The organism is Arcticibacter sp. (assembly GCF_053551015.1).
In genome coordinates this window covers 154856-172267 of record NZ_JBMQOB010000003.1, presented here as the reverse complement: position 1 = coordinate 172267, position 17412 = coordinate 154856, and the positions used below count along the sequence as shown (strand labels likewise).

The window sequence follows — 17412 nt, the reverse complement described above, 5'->3', positions numbered from 1 at the left end:
AAAAATGTTAAACGTTGTCTTCCTGTGGTATGCTAGACCATAATTGAATATCTTTAGGCTCCAATTTGTTTATTTACTTTGATGAATTTCATAAAAAAATCCTGGTTGCTCCTTCTTTTCAGTCTTTTGTTTCAGTTCTCCGCCTCTGCGCAGGACGACAGCGTGAGTCTGAACACCATCATCGAGAAGGCCGTCAAATATTCGGAACATTATCCCCCGGAAAACGCACATATACATTTTGATAAGCCCTACTATGCCGTAGGCGATACAATCTGGTTTAAAGCCTACATCGCCAGCCGCTTGCGTAAGCCATCGCATCTGAGTAAGATTATTTATGTTGATGTGATCAACGAGCGTGATTCCCTGATTGAGACCATTAAGCTGCCGGTGTCGAATGGTGTTGCGCATGGGAACCTTACCTTGGCGCCGCTCAACTATTCGCAAGGTAATTATCAGTTCAGAGCCTATACCAACTGGATGCTCAACTTTGGGGAAGCCTACTTTTTCTCTAAAACGGTGACAGTAGGGAATACACTCAATAAAAAGCTATATACCAATATCCAGCTTAATGGATCACAGTCTGATAAGTCAGCTCAGATCAACGTCAAAGTTCAGTTCAAAGACGATCAGGGTAAGCCTTATGCCAACCGTAAAGTCAGCTGGAAAGTAGACTCCAAATTCGAGACCATCAGCAAAGGACGGGGAACAACCGACCAGAATGGCTACCTCACGCTCTCTGTCTCAAATAGCAATAAGGCATTGCTGGATGCCGGGGTATTAGAAACCGTTCTGGCCCTTGAAGACAAGAACCTCACCAGCAATTTCCCTCTGAGGGCTGCTTTGGTCACCAATGATATCCAGTTCCTCCCGGAAGGAGGGATTGCCATTGCCGGCCTGACCACCAAGTTCGCCTTCAAAGCGATTAAGTCAAATGGTTTGGGCATTGGCGTAAAAGGGGAGATCGTCGATAATACCGGTAAAAAAGTAATCGACTTCGCCTCCCAGCATCTGGGAATGGGTGCTGTAAGCTTTATTCCCGAGCTGAACAAGACTTACGTGGCAAATGCCGTCTTTGCTGACGGATCGAAGGGAACTTATAAGATCCCTGAAGCGCTTACTGAAGGCATCAGCATTGCGGTCAACAATGCTGACACAGCTAATCTATCCGTTCGCATCTCTGCCAGCAATAACTTTCTTGAGAATTATCGCAACAAGGCCTTTTATATCGTTGCTCAAAGCGCAGGGGCCATCTGCTATGCCGCCCAGACTAAACTGCAAAGCCAGGTCTATAATGCATTGGTTCCTAAAAATAAGTTTCCAACAGGGATTGTTCAGATTACCCTCTTTACCTCTTCAGGTATGCCCCTGAGCGAACGTATTACCTTTGTTCAGCACAGCAACCCTTTCACTATTCAGCTCAGCAGCGATAAGCCTTCTTATCTGCCTAAGCAGAAGGTGAAACTCAACATATCAGCAAAGAACCCGCTAAATGTGCTTCCTGGGACGTATTCCTTGTCCGTAGTCGACGAGACCAAGGTGCCGTTCAATGAAGATGCCGAGATTTCCATACTTAGCAGCCTCTTGCTCAAGTCTGATCTTAAAGGCTATATTGAGCTTCCTAACTATTATTTCAATAAGCAGGATGATAAAAAACGTGAACATCTCGACCTGCTTATGCTGACTCAGGGATATCGCGCTTTTGAGTACGAGAACTACCTGAACGATAAATATCCGCCGATATCCTTCATGCCCGAGCAAGGTATGGATATCACCGGAACCCTTCGTATGATGAACGGGATGCCGGTAAATAAGGGTAATATGCAGTTGAGCATTCCTGATAAGAATATTTCCCTCAGCGTTCTGACAGATGCAGATGGTCGGTTCAGATTCAGCAACCTCGACTTTCCTGATTCTTCTAAAGCCATCCTGAGTGCCAGAAACAACATCAACTCCAGAAGCATGATGATCATGGTTGACGGAGCAGCCTTCCCTGCAATCACTCAGAACCACAATATTGCCGATGAGGTGGTCAATATCGACAGCTTATTGAGTCCCTATCTGGAAAACAGCAAGCGTCAGTACCGCACGGAGAATCTTCTCGAAGAGGTTGTAGTCAAAGCCCGGACTCCTGTAAAACGTCCTAGTCACGCAGACCACTCCTCATTGAGCGGCCTCAGTATGATGCCCGATCATCTGATCGAGGGCAGCCGGTTTAAAGATTGTCCGCTCCTGATTAACTGCCTGAAGACATCAGCGATGGGCCTGATCTTTGCCGATGAGCAGTTCTATGTGAACCGCGACTATAATGCTGGCCGCCGCACCCCTGTGCAGATCTTCCTGAACGGGATGCCTATAGATGTGGTGGGACTGAATTCCGTTGCTTCTTCAGAGGTCGAGTCAGTCGAGATCTTCTTAAAAGATGATCTGGGTACAGTAAACCGCTTGTATAACACGAACGGTGTGCTGGTTGTTAACACCAAGAAGGTCGAGAAACTGAAACTAAAGCCTGGCGATCTGGCAGACCTGCTGCCTAAGAGCAATGTAGTTGATTTTACCCCGCTGGGATACCGTAAGGTAAAACAGTTTTATTCGCCGAAATATGATGGTCCGAGAAAAGGAGTAATCAGTGCAGATCTTCGCACCACCATATTCTGGGATCCAATGATCACTACAGATAAAAATGGCAATGCCTCAGTCGAGTTCTTCAATGCCGATGGTAAGGGCTCATACCGGGCGATTATCGAGGGAATGGATAACGAAGGTAACATCGGGCGGTATCTCTACCGTTATACCGTTAAATAGATGCAGTGATAGTCTCCAACTAAGTGGCAGCCTGCTAAGACTAAAAGCAAAACGCCTGGTTCACCAGAGCCAGGCGTTGTTTGTTTACATAATAAGCTTTACGAGCCTTGGCATCCCGAATGGACATATCGGGAAGCTTAAAAGCGTCTGCAGTTCTTCAGTATTGAGCTCTTATATTCATGGTCCGTGGGATAATACTTCTATCCAGTTATAGACCTGTACCTGCCGGTAGTCCAGGAAAACTTCCAGCCCATCGGAAATGGCAGCAGCCATTTCAAAATACATATAAACAGAAAGAGCCGGCCTTTTATGGGGCCGGCTCTTTCTATATTAAAAAAGTAAAGAATGTTACTTCTGAACCCTTCCTGTTTTTCTGTCGTTTGCACGTCCAATAGCATAGCCGGTACCTGCACCAACTAAACCACCGATAATGGCACCACGTGCATCTTTTTTATCAACCAGGACACCTGTCACAGCTCCTGCGCCAGCACCAATTGCGGCACCCTTAGCTGCAGAGCTCCATCCTTTTTTCTGTGCCTGTGGCGTAGCAGTAGCTGTACCACCGGAAGGAGACTGTACATAGTGAACAGAATTTGTATGAGTGCTCTTTGGTCTTGACGCTAAAGCGGCTGCTGCAGCTGTCGCAGCGATTTCCTTCTTTTCAGCTTCAAGTCTTTTTTCTTCTTCTAATGCTGCAGAAGCTCTCTCGAAGCTGTCAAGACGTAGACTGTCTTTTATCATCTTCAATGAATCACGTTGAGCCTGTAAGTTTGCTTCCTGCTTATTGTTCGTGCCGCATGCAACAACTATTGATGCAAAAGCCAGCATAATGAATATTCTTTTCATAATTATTCGTTCGTTGATATATGTTATAGACAGAATGATGCCAAAATGGTTTAATCAGGAACTGCATGTTAGCCATTCCTCGCTAAGATGCTGATGGGGAGCATCTAAATATTGCAAGAAAATAAAACAGCAGTTGAAAAAGTGTTCCGTTTTATTATCCGGATGTTCTCCTTAATGTAAAATTGTCCAGATATCTATACAACTTGCAGAAATAGTAAACAAATAACTTATTTTTATAAGATGGTCGGAGCTTATGAATCAACTTACCAGGCAGCTCGTTCAGTAGCTGCAACCGTCGAGGAACACTTTGCGCATCATCTGAGTACTGCAGCTGGAAAAGGAGCCGCAGACCTGGCCCTTCACCCGCCTGCTGACTATATCGAAGCGATTATAGACGCAGCCTTTTGGGCGAGCCTTCGAAAGGAGGAGGGGCGCAGTCCGCGCATATCTATCGCATTTCTTCCTCCCGACCAGGTTGAAAATGCACTGCTCTTCGGTACCCGCCAGGCGCTGACCCCGCTTGTACTTACAAAGCTTGCTCCAGGCATTGAACGTCCGGGTGTCCATCTTGGCGTATGGTATGATGAAAATGGCCTGTACATCTGGGGAACCACCATCAGACTGCCTAATTTCTGCTTTGTACTTGATGTGTCTGAGCCGGGTCTGCTGGTGATCAAACACCGGCGTATGTGTGGCTTCGGAAAATACTCCAACGTAGCTGTTCTCAAAGGAGATCAGATCAAGGTCGTTGATGATTCATGTGTTAAACATACCGATTGCCCGCCCATAGTTAAGGCCCTGCTTGATCTGTCCGCATTTGTCAACCACTCTGTAAATGTCCTGATTCAGCTCGCCGTTTCTATGCGTGCCCATGGTCAGGGCGGAATCCTGCTGGTTGTTCCTACCGGAAATACCACCTGGAAACATTCCATCATTCAACCCATGCAGTATGTTGTTGATCCCCCTTTCAGCGGACTGGCAGATATGGTATGGAAGGAAGGTGTCGACCGGAGCGAGAGCGTATGGCAAAGTTTGCTGAACAGAGAGGTGGATAATTTGGGCGGACTTACCGCCATCGACGGAGCCACAATCGTGAATGATCAGCATGAGCTGATCGCCTTCGGTGCTAAGATCAGCATTGCTGAAACGAGCACGCGACTGGAGAAGGTAGCACTGATTGAGCCTGTAGTAGGAGGGGAAGCCGCAACCGTTCACCCCGGAAAAATAGGAGGTACCCGACATCTTTCAGCCGCGCAATTTGTACATGACCAGCACGACGCCATTGCACTGGTCGCTTCCCAGGATGGGGTCTTTACCATATTCAGCTGGTCGCCCAGTGCGCAAACCGTTCAGGCTCATCGTATTGATACCTTGTTGTTGTAAAGTAAAATAATAGCTACGGCATAACATTCATGTCCCGCCGTCGTAATTAATACATATAAACATACACACATGAAAAAGCATTATAACCAATTCCTGATCTTAATGGCCGCGGTGCTTATTCTAAGCGCCTGCGGTACCTCTACGCAAATCCTGGGGGTCTGGCAGAAACCGGAGAGTAAAACCATTGCCTATCAAAAAGTTCTCGTTGCCTCTTTAACTAATAATCTGACTGCTCAGCAGAAAGTAGAGAGTGAGCTGGCAGCAATTCTAAGCGGTCCGGGTGTTGTTGTGACCAAAAGCCTCGATGCCTTTCCACCCAGTATGGATAGCAAAAACAGCAAAGACAAAGATGCCTTCCTGAAGAAACTCAGAACGTTCGACAGCGACATTATCGTCACTAATGCAGTAGTCGACAAAAAGACTCGCCAGAGCTACAACAGGCCCTATTATGGTCCATGGGGATGGGGAGGCTACTGGGGATACCGCGGATGGTATGGCGGCTTTTATGATCCCGGATTCGTATCCATGGAAAAAGAGTATTACCTAGAAACGAACGTTTTCGACAGCAAAAGCGGCGACCTGATCTGGTCGGCTCAGTCCAGAACGAGCAACCCTTCAAGCCTCGACAATTTTATAGAGGACTATGCGAAAGTTATCGCTCAAAAGATGTTACAAGACGGAATTATCCGTCAGCAATAGGAGCGAAAGTTCGTGTTTTTTGATTTAAAGGCGCATTTTATAGAGATATCTATATCTTTGCGCCTTTATCATTAACGAATTGCATCGCACATGATTAAATCTATCTTCCAAGCATTTCTACTTTTACTCCTCCCAAATTTTATCCTCGGCGAATCTTCTGAAAGTCTGGCTCCCACATTCACGGTTGTTGTTGATGCCGGTCATGGTGGGCACGATAGTGGTGCCTTAGGCAAGTATGCCAAGGAAAAGGATATCGCCTTAAAGGTAGCCCTGAAACTAAGCAGCCAGCTAAAAGCAAAAGGTGTTAAGGTCGTCATGACCCGCACTACCGATAAATTTATTCCGCTTTATGAGCGCATAGGTCTTGCCAACAAGGTCAAAGCTGATCTTTTCATTTCCATTCACTGCAATTCCATGCCGCTCAATAAACGTAACCGTGCTTCCATAAGAGGAACGGAGACATTCGTATCTGGTTTCGGAAGGTTGGATGAACAGGATATTGCTCTGAGGGAAAACGCGTCTATCCTCCTTGAGAAGGACTATAAAAAGAATTATGCCGGTTATGATCCGCGTGATCCGGAGAGCTATATCATCTTGTCGCTCATGAAGAATGCATACCGTACGCAGAGTATCAGCTTCTCGAGCCTCATCCAAAAAGAATACAGGAAATCAGGTCGCATAGACCGCGGCGTTCATGAGAAAAGCCTGGCGGTTTTGGCTAGAGCGGCTATGCCGGCGGTGTTAACGGAGATAGGATTTCTGAGCAGCCCCAGCGAAGAAGAATATATGAGATCTGCCGAGGGGCAGACTGAAATAGTAACCGACCTCTCAAATGCGGTTATTGCATACAAGAAGTCGGTTAAGAAATAGCTATTTTGATTATTTAGCGGTCATTGATTTTAAAGACTGCAGGTCTGCCTTCAGCTTTTCGATCTCTGCCTGCTGCTCCTTTACTGAAGCAACCAATAGTGCGATCAGGCTTTCTGTTTCTACATTCTTGATCTCTGTGGTCTTGAACGCGTTCTTACCTGCAGGAACCATCTTTTTCTGACTCTTAACGATGGCTGGAAGTACTTTCTGAACATCCTCTGCGATGAAGCCATATTGCTGTCCTGAAGGTAGCTTCAGCTTTGCTGCCTGGTTCTTATCATATTCAAACGATACAGGCTGCAGCTGTTCGATGTACGACAAAGAGTTTGTCAATGGCTGTGCGTTCTGTTTAAGGTCGGTGTTGTTTACCGAGTTTGTTTGTGCAGAAGCGCCAGCAGATATGCAAAGAAGTCCCATTAGGAATAATCCGTTTTTCCAATTGAATTGTTTCATGATGTAATTGTGTAGAAAGTAAACGTGTATTTATAGTTATCCACTCCGGGTAAAGTACACCCGGAAAAATGAGCCCGGCTTGAACAGCGGGCCTAAAGAAAATGAGTCTTATGAAAAGTTGGGAGGAGGGGTAGGAATAGCTGGATAAAAGCACAGCTCCCGGTCATCCCTGCTGATAGAAGGCTGTCTGAAAAGACTTTTACAAACCGGAGAAGGGGAAAATTGTCCGCTCATTGGAACCCACACTTCCTTCACGGTAGATTCTTTCACACTCTCCGCCTCTTTGGTGCCCGCATCTGAATCAGACAGAATCTTCTCCAAAGCTGGAGTAGTATCTGCTATGATAAGGGACATAGCAGACACCCCGGACTTTTCAAGTACGGCAAAGATCAGAATGATCAGTATTGTAAACTTTCCAAGAGTGGGCTTCATACTTTATCTTAAACGCTTTTCTTCCTTATCTGTTTGAGATACAAATATATAAAAACCAGCTCCATACAGGTCTATGATTTGCTAACGTATTAAAACTATTACGTTACCGGATGCTAGCGCTTAAATTCAGAGGTTGTATGGAACTCCACATCCGGGAAGTCACGCTTGGCCAGATTGATGGCCCAGTCATTATCCGCCAGAAATACAGGGTTGCCGTCTTTGTCGAATCCGATATGAGACGAACGTCTCTGCATAATTTCCTGCAGCTTCTTTTTATCCTTCGCGGTGATCCAGCTGGATCGGGAGAAGGAAAGTGGTCTGAATGCACACTTGGCACCATATTCATGTTCCAGCCTGAAGTTGATTACCTCAAACTGAAGTGCTCCCACAGCACCAATGATCTTGCGGTTTCCTGGCTGTTGAACAAAGAGCTGAGCAACGCCTTCTTCAGTAAGCTGCTGAATGCCTTTTTCAAGCTGTTTAGACTTCAGAGGATCCCGGTTCTCCACTTCCTTGAAGATCTCCGGAGAAAAGCTTGGTATTCCCTTGAACTGCAGTTCTTCGCCTTCGGTAAGGGTATCGCCGATCTTGAAGGTACCGCTGTCGTACAGACCAACCACATCTCCGGGCCATGCTTCTTCCACAAGGGTCTTGTCATTGGCCATGAAGTCCATCGGGTTGGAAAACTTGAGTTTCTTACTCAGACGGGTATTGATATAAAATTTATTCCGCTCAAACTTTCCTGAACAGATACGCAGGAACGCAATACGGTCACGGTGCTTAGGGTCCAGGTTGGCGTGGATCTTAAATACAAAACCGGTAAAATTCTTTTCATTTGCGAAGACCATCCGGGTTTCAGCTTCCCTGCTCGCGGGACTTGGAGCAATGTCGATAAAAGTATCCAACAGCTCGCGTATCCCGAAATTGTTAATCGCACTTCCGAAGAATACAGGAGCGAGTAGTCCTTCCTGGTACATTTCCTTGTCCAGTGGTCCATATATTCCCTCAGTAAGCTCCAGATCGCCTTTCAGCTTGTCCAGGTGCTTCTCGGCAAGATACTCTGACAGTACCGGATCATAAAGATCCTTCACCTGAATAACGGGCTCTGTGACTTTCGACTTGTCTGATTCAAACAGGTTCAGCTGATTTCCATAGATATTATAGACGCCCTTAAAAGTATGACCCTGTCCGATAGGCCATGACTGAGGGCAAACGCTGATCGTCAGCTTGGTCTCCAGCTCATCCAGCAGATCAAATGCATCCTTTCCCTCCCGGTCCATTTTGTTAATGAAGATGATCACAGGCGTATTCCGCATCCGGCAAACTTCCATCAGCTTCTCAGTCTGTTCCTCAACCCCTTTAACACTATCAACAACTAGGATAACGCTATCCACTGCCGAAAGGGTCCTGTAGGTGTCTTCAGCAAAGTCTTTGTGTCCGGGGGTATCCAGAATGTTGATTCGTTTGCCTTTGTATTCGAAGCCCATCACAGAAGTGGCTACGGAGATACCTCTCTGCTTTTCGATTTCCATGAAATCGGAGGTGGTATTCTGATTAGCCTTGTTGCGTTTAACCGCGCCGGCAGTATTGATGGCACCGCCAAACAAGAGGAACTTTTCTGTCAGCGTTGTTTTTCCTGCATCGGGGTGACTTATGATGGCGAAGGTTTTTCTTTTTTCTATTTCTGGATGGACACTCATTGTTTCAAAGGAAGCCCTGGGGGCTATAACGTTATAAAATTAATGGCTGCAAATGTACCATTTAAAAATGACAAGATCGGGTGTGCTGCTCAGCTCAGAACAATGTTTGTGCCCCACCAGGTCTCAGCCGGCCCAAATGCTTGTAGGCGAGATCCGTAACTTCCCGTCCCCGCGAAGTGCGCATCAGGAATCCTTCCTGTATCAGAAAAGGCTCGTATACTTCCTCGATGGTGCCTTCATCTTCTCCAACCGCGGTTGCAATGGTCTTAAGTCCAACGGGTCCTCCCTTGAACTTATCGATGATTGTGGTCAGGATTTTATTATCCATCTCATCAAGACCATGGCTGTCTACATTAAGGGCGTTAAGAGCGTACTTTGCAATCTCGGTATCGATGGTTCCATTTCCCTTGATCTGGGCAAAGTCACGCGTACGACGCAATAAGGCATTCGCGATACGGGGGGTACCGCGACTTCTCCGGGCAATTTCATAGGCGCCTTCATCACTGATCGGCGTCTTCAGGATAGACGAGGAGCGGAGCACAATGGTAGTCAGCAGCTTCGCATCATAATACTCCAAACGGGAGTTAATTCCAAAACGCGCCCTGAGGGGTGCAGTAAGAAGTCCGGATCGTGTGGTCGCACCAACCAGTGTAAACGGATTTAAGGATAATTGAACGGAGCGTGCATTGGGTCCCGATTCCAGCATAATGTCGATCTTGAAATCTTCCATTGCCGAATACAGGTATTCTTCCACAAGGGGACTCAGTCGGTGTATTTCGTCGATAAAGAGAATATCGCCTTCCTCCAGATTGGTCAGTAAGCCTGCCAGATCTCCTGGTTTATCGAGAACAGGTCCTGAAGTGATCTTGATATTGACCCCCATTTCGTTGGCAATGATATGGGAGAGAGTAGTCTTTCCCAGCCCGGGAGGGCCGTGCAACAAAACATGGTCGAGAGACTCGCCGCGTAATTTTGCCGCCTGTACAAATATCCTGAGGTTTTCCAGGATCTTGAACTGCCCGGTAAAGTCTTCAAACGCCTGGGGCCTGAGTACTTTCTCAATATCGCGATCTATAGAAGAGAGCCTGTCTGCATCCGGGTCTAAATTCTCATTCAGCATGCCGCAAAATTACAAAATTTGGCATCAATGTACTAAGTATTTTGGCAATACGTTTTAACACCAGATGGCTGTAAAAAGCGAAAGCCCCGCGACGCGGGACTTTCTCGTTGTTTAACTGAGGGAAAAAGAACGATTTGTAAGATCTTTATATTTTAAATTATGCAATTAAAAAACACTGAGAATAAGGAATCATGGTCTTGATAAAGCGGTCTTTGATCTTGCCTAAAACAGCAGCCTCACGGCTTACTTGTGTTGATTCACTTTCTTCAGTTCTTTTTAGTCTTATGATTTGAGCGGTTTTTACAGTTTTCATAGTATTAGTTTAAGGTTAAGGAATATGTTAAGCTTCTTCGGTATCGGATAAATTATTTTTTCTTAACTCGGCTTCTCTCTTCTGTCTTTGCAGTTGTTCGATGTCGCGGTTATCAGAAGCCTTTTCAGGGTTCGATGGATTTTCCCAAGAGAGTTCTTCTTTCCCGTGGTCATCAGCCTGATCCTTCTTTGGAATATTTAATTTATTTACAACAACCATATTTCTTTGTGTTATACTATGTCATTTGCGAATACTGTACCAAAAACGAATAAACACAGGTTTACAGCGTAAAAAAGCTAAACCGGCGTTTAAACGGCCCTGGGCATGTACCAATAGTGTAACTTTTTGTAGACGGTATTGTACTGAAAGATTCATAAATGGCGCAGGTGTATAATGAAAAGGACAAGTCGGTGCCTGAACGAAGTGATTATTTCTATTTTTGTAAAACAAATACCGGATAATATTATGGCGGAAACAAATACGTATAGTGAAGACAGTATAAAGTCCCTCGATTGGAAGGAGCATATCCGACTCAGACCGGGCATGTATATCGGAAAGCTGGGTGACGGATCTGCGTACGATGATGGTATCTATGTATTACTGAAGGAAATCATTGATAACTCCATCGATGAGTTCGTTATGGGCGCCGGGCGTACCATCGACGTAAACATCTCCGAGCACAAAGTCTCCGTTCGCGATTACGGAAGGGGTATCCCATTAGGTAAGGTGATCGACTGTGTATCGAAGATCAATACGGGTGGTAAGTACGATTCCCGTGCTTTCCAGAAATCCGTAGGATTGAATGGTGTGGGTACAAAGGCTGTTAACGCTTTGTCATCCACATTCGTTGTACAGTCTTATCGCGATGGACGGACCAAGATCGCCGAGTTCAGCCAGGGTGCTATCGTTCGCGATGAACCGGAAAAGGAAACCACGCAACGGAACGGTACTGCGATTACCTTCCATCCGGATAATACCATATTCCGTAATTACCGATTCATTCCCGAGTTTATTGAAAACATGATCTGGAATTACGTATTCCTGAACGCGGGTCTGGTTATCAATTTTAACGGGAAGAAATATTTTTCTGAAAGGGGGCTTCATGACCTCCTTGTTAAGAATACCGATGCGGAGACCATCCGTTATTCCATCATCCACCTGAAAGGAGAGGATATCGAAGTGGCGATGACGCATGCGCAACAATATGGCGAAGAGTACTACTCCTTTGTAAACGGACAGAATACGACGCAGGGTGGTACCCACCAGGCTGCATTTCGTGAAGCCGTGGTAAAGACCATCCGCGAGTTCTTTAAAAAGGAATTCGATGCTTCTGATGTCCGGGCATCTATTGTAGCGGCCATATCTGTCCGTGTGCAGGAGCCTGTCTTCGAGTCGCAAACCAAAACAAAGCTGGGTTCCCTGAACGTCGGTCCTGATGGTCCTACCGTTAGAGCCTTCGTTAACGACTTCGTAAAAAAGAGCCTGGACGACTACCTTCATAAATATCCACAGGTTGCGGATGCCATGCTCAAGCGGATTCTCCAGTCGGAGCGTGAGCGTAAAGATATCGCGGGCATCAAGAAGCTGGCTAACGAGCGTGCTAAAAAAGCGTCGTTACATAACCGTAAGTTACGTGACTGCAAGATCCACTTTGATGATAACCACGAACGCAAGCAGGAAACCACCCTGTTTATCACCGAGGGGGACTCAGCCAGTGGATCGATCACCAAGTCGCGTGATGTAATGACACAAGGCGTTTTCTCACTAAAGGGTAAGCCACTCAACTGTTTCGGGTTGACGAAAAAGATTGTGTACGAAAATGAAGAGTTTAATCTTCTGCAGCATGCATTGAATATTGAAGACGGTCTTGAAGGCTTACGCTACAACAATATTGTGATTGCCACAGATGCCGACGTCGACGGGATGCACATACGCCTCCTGATCATGACCTTCTTCATTCAGTTCTTTCCCGATCTGGTAAAAGCCGGACACGTCTTTATCCTGCAGACGCCGCTTTTCCGCGTAAGGAACAAAAAAGAAACGATCTATTGTTACAGTGATGAGGAACGTAGAAACGCCATCGCGAAGCTTGGAACCAAGCCGGAGATCACCCGATTCAAAGGACTGGGTGAAATATCCCCTGACGAGTTCGGGCTCTTTATCGGGAAAGATATGCGCCTGGATCCTGTCATCCTGAGAGATTCCAATAACCAGTCACTTCTGCAGTATTTCATGGGTAAAAATACCCCCTCACGTCAGCAGCATATCGTGGCTAACCTCCGGGTTGAAAAGGACGACACGCTCTTACTACCAGAAGTGGTTGAACCCACCGAAGCGGTCGAAGAGCCTGCAGCCTGATAGCTGTTTGAAAAAACTGCTTATACAAAATAAAAGGGCTGACTCATTTAATGAGTCAGCCCTTTTATTTTGTAATGGTGATGATTACTTATTTATATACACTTGATACGTTAGTTATCTTCCAACCCTGATCTGTATTGGAAATAGTTACATAATTGATTTTAGAGAAGTTTTCATAATCCATCTTTACTTTAACAATGGTCTGAGCATCTCCTTTTTCAATGATGGAGTAGTCAGTCCTGCAGTTTTGGTTAATGTTTTCCGAAATCTTCAGGGAGTTGATTAACTCCATTTTGTTATAGTTAATTACTTTGTTGCCTTGTGCAAGGGTGAACTTAACATTGTTATCCAGAATTTCCTCAACTCCTTTAACTTTTCCCATGGTTACGGCCTCTACATAGGTCTTAATTGCGTAATCCATAGTCAGATAGCCTTTGTCCACTTTTGCATAACCAACAGTAGTGAAAAGAATAGGAATTAACAGTGCAGCGAATATAGAATTTAAAGTTTTCATAATATTTAGTATTAGTTGTTCTTTGTTTATTATGAAACAAATATAGAGGGCAAAAGGTTGTTTTTGCACCTCTCAGCTACACTTTTAACCGAAATTCAAGGATGGATAACTACCTTTGAAAATCCTGCAAATTTTAGGTTTTTAACCATCAAGGTGTCGCAGTTTTTTGAGTTAAATCGCGATAAATAACAATGTGACTTGAGATATTTTTGATCAAAAAAGTGTGACCCTGATCATATTTGCTTCTTCTCGAAGAATACAATGAGCTGTTCCTCCACCAACTCGCCCATTGTGCGGCATTTTTTGAAGGATCCCTTCTTGTGATAATCCAATAATTCGCCTGCCAGTCGCTCCACTTTTTCCTTCGGAGAGATCTCATGATTTTTCATCACGGCGAGTACATCCTTCAGGCGGTAGTGCACCAGTTTCATCCTGCTGTTGATCAAACTCCGCTCTTCTTCCTGATATTGTCTCATGGTGGTCTTGTCCATGTGCTGGATTCCCAGCTGCACCAGTTTGTTGTTTTCCTTGAAGTAATGCGGAAGGTAGAAGTTCCTGCGCCCCTCATACGATTGCTGATCGAAGTCAATCGCCCGGATCCGGTACTGGTTACCCTCTATATCGGGAGTAATGTGCACCACATAGTTGTAAGAACGCATGTCGCCCAGCAAACGTATGAAACAACGCTCGTTGAACTTCACAAACTCCTTACAGATTCGGATCTGGTTGAACTTGGAGGTATTGGTACGCTGCTGGATAAAGACATCCCCCGGTAGCCCGGAGATGTGTTCCTCGATAAGCGTACTGTTATCCGTCAGGTAAGTGATACGATTTGGCGAAAGGATATGCTCCAGTTCAATGCCATATACCCGCGACGCATCTGCCACCTTCACATAGAAGTAGTCATAGTTGTCGTTAAACCGGTTCATTACCCGGATGCGGAAAGGTTTGGAGTTACCAAAGGTGCAGTAGTCGATCTGCGCAATATGCAAATGCTCCATCACCTGCATGTCGCCGTCCGCATTCATCAGCGCATATATATAGGTTAGGTTAGGGAACAGCTCGTTCATCTCCGACTGGTCGTAGTACACCGTTTGCCACAGCGTATCGTTCCCTGCCTTATCCAGCAGGGGAGTGCTGAACTGGAAGCGCAACAGGTCAGAATATTGTACCGGAAGCTTGACCTCACGGTTATATTTAACCAAATACTCTCTTAGGGGCTCGTGAATGGGGTAGAAGAACTTCTTCTTTGATGGGACATCTGCTCTCGTCTCAAACTGCGTCATGGTGGACTCTTAAACTATTTTAAAATAACTTCGGTAGCGCCGTAGCCAAACTTCTCTTTACGGGCATCTAAAAATGTTTTAACCTGATTGTTGCGGCCCAATGTCTTATGGATCTCCTGCTTCAGGGTGCCGTTGCCAATTCCATGAATAAAGGTGATGGAAGGGAGCTTGTGTACAATCGCGGCATCCAATGCTTTTTTGTAATGATCCATCTGGATCTTCAGTATCTCAGTGTTGCTCAGGAACTGATAGTCATCCCTCAGCTTTTCAATATGCAGGTCGATCTCAGCCGAAGGCTTCTCCACCACTTTTTTCTCTGCTACCGGTTTGAAAAAGCTCTCCTTCAGCTTCTCTGCATCGATCACCAGCTCGTCTTCATCTATGCGGAATACCCAGGCTTCTTTATTCAGGCGTGCTACTTTCTTCTTCGCGCCAGCGAAATCCCTGGCCCTGAACTTTTCTGTATACTGAATAGCCTCTGGAATTTCCACACCGGATTTAGAGAAATACAAACCCCGGATGATAAATTCGGGCCAAATACTCATATCGGATAAGTTGGTCGAATAGATTTCGACTGCACTATGTGCCTGTATGCTGCCGGCAAACTCTCCTTTGGAGGTGCCCGCCTTATCGGTCACCAATGTGACAAGCAGTTGAAATGACGTATCATTTACCAGATGGAAGTGTACTACCGATGCCTTGTTCGGATCGGGCACAACGGCCAGGAATATTCCTTTCTTCTCAAAGGTCTCAGACGATACCGGTGCTTCAGCCTCAAACTGTTGTGCGGCATCTGCATATTTATGTCCGTGTACCCGGGTTACTTTCGTGGTTAAAACAGGAATTTCGAAATCATCCTCCCCGGTCACGCCGATCATATCGTTGCTTATGATACGGGTGACATAGCCTTCCATTCTCTCGTCTACGAAACGAACAAACTCTCCTAACTTAAATTCCATTGTGTATGTCTATTGAGTAACAAACTTAGATAAAAATTGCCTTATGTGGCATTCGTAGCGTTAAACATACGGGGACGCCTGCAGGTTTTCCATATCTTTTGTACTTTAGAATGTGTTGAAGATTGCCTGGGATCCTAAGTATTCCCACCCTTTGCCTGCAGGACATCGGTTTCCGATGCTGAAGTATGAGCTGATACCCGAACAGCTGATCTACGAGGGACTGATTTGTGCGGAAAACCTGTTTTCCCCCGGATCGGTCACCGATGAGGTGGTACTGCTCAGCCATCAGCGCGATTACTGGGAGCGGCTGCGCGACCTGAACCTCAGTCCCGCCGAGATCAGAAGGTCCGGCTTCCCTTTAAGCCGCTCACTCGTCGACCGTGAGCGCTGTATCGTTCAAGGTACTATCGAGGGCTGTCACTACGCGCTGGAGAATGGTATCGCCTTTAACGTGGCTGGTGGCACGCATCACGCGGGCTCTCACTGGGCCGAAGGCTTCTGCCTGCTCAATGATCAGGCTATTGCAGCAAACTACCTCCTGAGCCGGGAAATCGCCTCCAGCGTACTTATTGTAGACCTGGATGTGCACCAGGGGAACGGTACGGCGGAAATCTTCCGGAATAATTTCCGGGTTTTTACTTTTTCCATGCATGCTGAAAAAAACTTTCCTTTCCGCAAGGAGCAGTCTGATCTGGATATCGGGCTGGCGGTTGGGACGGGTGACGAGGAGTACCTGCAGATTCTGGACCGGCATCTGGAGCCCTTGTTCGACAAGGTGGCACCTGATTTCGTCTTCTACCTTTCTGGTGTGGATGTGCTGGCTACTGATAAACTCGGACATCTGGCCCTGAGCCGGGAAGCCTGCAAGATGCGCGACCGGATGGTGCTTGCTCTATGTAAAAGAAGGGGAGTGCCCGTTCAGGTTAGTATGGGGGGCGGATATTCGCACAAGATCATTGATATCGTGGAGGCTCATTGCAATACCTACCGGCTTGCCGATGAGATTTATTTTTAGGGGAGAGGTCAGAGCCTCTCCGCCGTTTATTGGTATGTACACAGATAAGAGCTCTGTCGATTTGTTTTTACTTTGAAGCTGGAGTTCGCAGGTACATCAAATGACTGGCCGTTTGTGTATGACTTCCATTCGGCATCACCGGGCAGCAATGCAATCAGTTCTCCTTCGATTACCTGCATCGTTTCCTTGCTGGACGTTCCAAACTCGTATTCGCCTTCTTCAATTACTCCGATTGTTGATTTCCCTTGTTCGGTAGCATAGCCGAGAGACTTAACAGCCCCGTCAAAATATTCGTTTACTTGTATCATATGTGTTATTTAGTACCGGAATATCTGAAATATTACTGAAATGCACATCGCTTAACTTGCTCAAAACAAAAAAGCCCCTGTTAAAGGGGCTTAGAAAGGTTGATTTTTATTTCGTAACTAGACTTCCAGGATGAATGGAACGTTATATGATAGTGATGTTTGTACCTGTAGGGACTAAAGCTGTGCCAAATCATTCTCGTTTTACAATTGCATGGTTATCAAGGTCCTCTGAAGGAGATATGTCATTCAGGCCGTGGAATGTTCCTACACTTTGTAGATGAAGCTTACTTATAGCGGGCATCTTTTAAAATCAATTGTTATAACATTTGCGCGGTATATATTTAATGGCTATAT

At 45.9% G+C, this 17412-nt stretch carries 17 protein-coding genes; 6 read left to right on the top strand and 11 right to left on the bottom strand.

The window, feature by feature from the left end:
* Positions 1-81: 81 nt before the first annotated feature.
* Positions 82-2802, top strand: coding sequence for an Ig-like domain-containing protein (locus ACO1NU_RS01175; protein WP_448816613.1), 2721 nt, complete (start codon positions 82-84; stop codon positions 2800-2802).
* Positions 2803-3150: 348 nt separating this feature from the next.
* On the opposite strand, the gene ACO1NU_RS01170 is transcribed toward ACO1NU_RS01175, so the two are convergent.
* Positions 3151-3648 (bottom strand): YMGG-like glycine zipper-containing protein, encoded by a 498-nt coding sequence (locus tag ACO1NU_RS01170; protein WP_448816612.1) that lies wholly within the window; start codon positions 3646-3648, stop codon positions 3151-3153.
* 240 nt (positions 3649-3888) lie between these two features.
* Here ACO1NU_RS01170 and ACO1NU_RS01165 point away from each other — a divergent pair, with 240 nt between their 5' ends.
* The 3 genes from ACO1NU_RS01165 (at position 3889) to ACO1NU_RS01155 (ending at position 6600) form a co-directional block, all read left to right on the top strand.
* A complete protein-coding gene (locus tag ACO1NU_RS01165) occupies positions 3889-5031 on the top strand; it encodes a putative sensor domain DACNV-containing protein (RefSeq protein ID WP_448816611.1) in 1143 nt (380 codons plus the stop codon).
* A gap of 69 nt (positions 5032-5100) precedes the next feature.
* Entirely contained in the window at positions 5101-5730 is a 630-nt protein-coding gene (locus ACO1NU_RS01160) for a hypothetical protein (RefSeq protein WP_448816610.1), read from the top strand.
* Between the two features lie 90 nt (positions 5731-5820).
* Positions 5821-6600 carry an N-acetylmuramoyl-L-alanine amidase family protein gene (locus tag ACO1NU_RS01155; protein ID WP_448816609.1) on the top strand — a complete coding sequence of 260 codons (780 nt, stop codon included), beginning with the start codon at positions 5821-5823 and terminating at the stop codon, positions 6598-6600.
* Between the two features lie 9 nt (positions 6601-6609).
* On the opposite strand, the gene ACO1NU_RS01150 is transcribed toward ACO1NU_RS01155, so the two are convergent.
* From ACO1NU_RS01150 to ACO1NU_RS01125, 6 genes are all read right to left on the bottom strand, one after another.
* Positions 6610-7053 carry a tail fiber domain-containing protein gene (locus tag ACO1NU_RS01150; protein WP_448816608.1) on the bottom strand — a complete coding sequence of 148 codons (444 nt, stop codon included), beginning with the start codon at positions 7051-7053 and terminating at the stop codon, positions 6610-6612.
* 108 nt (positions 7054-7161) lie between these two features.
* A complete protein-coding gene (locus ACO1NU_RS01145) occupies positions 7162-7485 on the bottom strand; it encodes a hypothetical protein (RefSeq protein ID WP_448816607.1) in 324 nt (107 codons plus the stop codon).
* A 113-nt stretch (positions 7486-7598) separates the two neighbouring features.
* Positions 7599-9185: a peptide chain release factor 3 gene (locus ACO1NU_RS01140; RefSeq protein WP_448816606.1), complete on the bottom strand. Its 1587-nt coding sequence runs from the start codon at positions 9183-9185 to the stop codon at positions 7599-7601.
* A gap of 94 nt (positions 9186-9279) precedes the next feature.
* Positions 9280-10302: a Holliday junction branch migration DNA helicase RuvB gene (gene ruvB / locus ACO1NU_RS01135; protein ID WP_448816732.1), complete on the bottom strand. Its 1023-nt coding sequence runs from the start codon at positions 10300-10302 to the stop codon at positions 9280-9282.
* A gap of 160 nt (positions 10303-10462) precedes the next feature.
* Positions 10463-10618, bottom strand: coding sequence for a hypothetical protein (locus ACO1NU_RS01130; RefSeq protein WP_448816605.1), 156 nt, complete (start codon positions 10616-10618; stop codon positions 10463-10465).
* A gap of 27 nt (positions 10619-10645) precedes the next feature.
* A complete protein-coding gene (locus ACO1NU_RS01125; protein WP_448816604.1) occupies positions 10646-10837 on the bottom strand; it encodes a hypothetical protein in 192 nt (63 codons plus the stop codon).
* Between the two features lie 246 nt (positions 10838-11083).
* Here ACO1NU_RS01125 and ACO1NU_RS01120 point away from each other — a divergent pair, with 246 nt between their 5' ends.
* A complete protein-coding gene (locus ACO1NU_RS01120) occupies positions 11084-12976 on the top strand; it encodes a DNA topoisomerase IV subunit B (RefSeq protein WP_448816603.1) in 1893 nt (630 codons plus the stop codon).
* 88 nt (positions 12977-13064) lie between these two features.
* Here ACO1NU_RS01120 and ACO1NU_RS01115 read toward each other — a convergent pair whose 3' ends face one another.
* From ACO1NU_RS01115 to ACO1NU_RS01105, 3 genes are all read right to left on the bottom strand, one after another.
* Positions 13065-13490 (bottom strand): nuclear transport factor 2 family protein, encoded by a 426-nt coding sequence (locus ACO1NU_RS01115; protein WP_448816602.1) that lies wholly within the window; start codon positions 13488-13490, stop codon positions 13065-13067.
* A gap of 233 nt (positions 13491-13723) precedes the next feature.
* Positions 13724-14776: a hypothetical protein gene (locus ACO1NU_RS01110; RefSeq protein WP_448816601.1), complete on the bottom strand. Its 1053-nt coding sequence runs from the start codon at positions 14774-14776 to the stop codon at positions 13724-13726.
* A 14-nt stretch (positions 14777-14790) separates the two neighbouring features.
* Positions 14791-15735, bottom strand: a complete 945-nt coding sequence (locus tag ACO1NU_RS01105; RefSeq protein WP_448816600.1) for a Smr/MutS family protein — start codon at positions 15733-15735, stop codon at positions 14791-14793.
* Positions 15736-15847: 112 nt separating this feature from the next.
* Between ACO1NU_RS01105 and ACO1NU_RS01100 the strand changes: the two genes are divergently transcribed.
* Positions 15848-16750 carry a histone deacetylase family protein gene (locus ACO1NU_RS01100; protein WP_448816599.1) on the top strand — a complete coding sequence of 301 codons (903 nt, stop codon included), beginning with the start codon at positions 15848-15850 and terminating at the stop codon, positions 16748-16750.
* A gap of 26 nt (positions 16751-16776) precedes the next feature.
* On the opposite strand, the gene ppnP is transcribed toward ACO1NU_RS01100, so the two are convergent.
* Positions 16777-17058 carry a pyrimidine/purine nucleoside phosphorylase gene (gene ppnP, locus ACO1NU_RS01095; protein WP_448816598.1) on the bottom strand — a complete coding sequence of 94 codons (282 nt, stop codon included), beginning with the start codon at positions 17056-17058 and terminating at the stop codon, positions 16777-16779.
* Positions 17059-17412 lie beyond the last annotated feature (354 nt).

Bases quoted from the DNA above. Each gene is read 5' to 3' on its own strand.
- ACO1NU_RS01175 (WP_448816613.1), top strand. From the start codon at position 82: ATGAATTTCATAAAAAAATCCTGGTTGCTCCTTCTTTTCAGTCTTTTG.
- ACO1NU_RS01170 (WP_448816612.1), bottom strand. From the start codon at position 3,648: ATGAAAAGAATATTCATTATGCTGGCTTTTGCATCAATAGTTGTTGCA.
- ACO1NU_RS01165 (WP_448816611.1), top strand. From the start codon at position 3,889: ATGGTCGGAGCTTATGAATCAACTTACCAGGCAGCTCGTTCAGTAGCT.
- ACO1NU_RS01160 (WP_448816610.1), top strand. From the start codon at position 5,101: ATGAAAAAGCATTATAACCAATTCCTGATCTTAATGGCCGCGGTGCTT.
- ACO1NU_RS01155 (WP_448816609.1), top strand. From the start codon at position 5,821: ATGATTAAATCTATCTTCCAAGCATTTCTACTTTTACTCCTCCCAAAT.
- ACO1NU_RS01150 (WP_448816608.1), bottom strand. From the start codon at position 7,053: ATGAAACAATTCAATTGGAAAAACGGATTATTCCTAATGGGACTTCTT.
- ACO1NU_RS01145 (WP_448816607.1), bottom strand. From the start codon at position 7,485: ATGAAGCCCACTCTTGGAAAGTTTACAATACTGATCATTCTGATCTTT.
- ACO1NU_RS01140 (WP_448816606.1), bottom strand. From the start codon at position 9,185: ATGAGTGTCCATCCAGAAATAGAAAAAAGAAAAACCTTCGCCATCATA.
- ACO1NU_RS01130 (WP_448816605.1), bottom strand. From the start codon at position 10,618: ATGAAAACTGTAAAAACCGCTCAAATCATAAGACTAAAAAGAACTGAA.
- ACO1NU_RS01125 (WP_448816604.1), bottom strand. From the start codon at position 10,837: ATGGTTGTTGTAAATAAATTAAATATTCCAAAGAAGGATCAGGCTGAT.
- ACO1NU_RS01120 (WP_448816603.1), top strand. From the start codon at position 11,084: ATGGCGGAAACAAATACGTATAGTGAAGACAGTATAAAGTCCCTCGAT.
- ACO1NU_RS01115 (WP_448816602.1), bottom strand. From the start codon at position 13,490: ATGAAAACTTTAAATTCTATATTCGCTGCACTGTTAATTCCTATTCTT.
- ACO1NU_RS01110 (WP_448816601.1), bottom strand. From the start codon at position 14,776: ATGACGCAGTTTGAGACGAGAGCAGATGTCCCATCAAAGAAGAAGTTC.
- ACO1NU_RS01105 (WP_448816600.1), bottom strand. From the start codon at position 15,735: ATGGAATTTAAGTTAGGAGAGTTTGTTCGTTTCGTAGACGAGAGAATG.
- ppnP (WP_448816598.1), bottom strand. From the start codon at position 17,058: ATGATACAAGTAAACGAATATTTTGACGGGGCTGTTAAGTCTCTCGGC.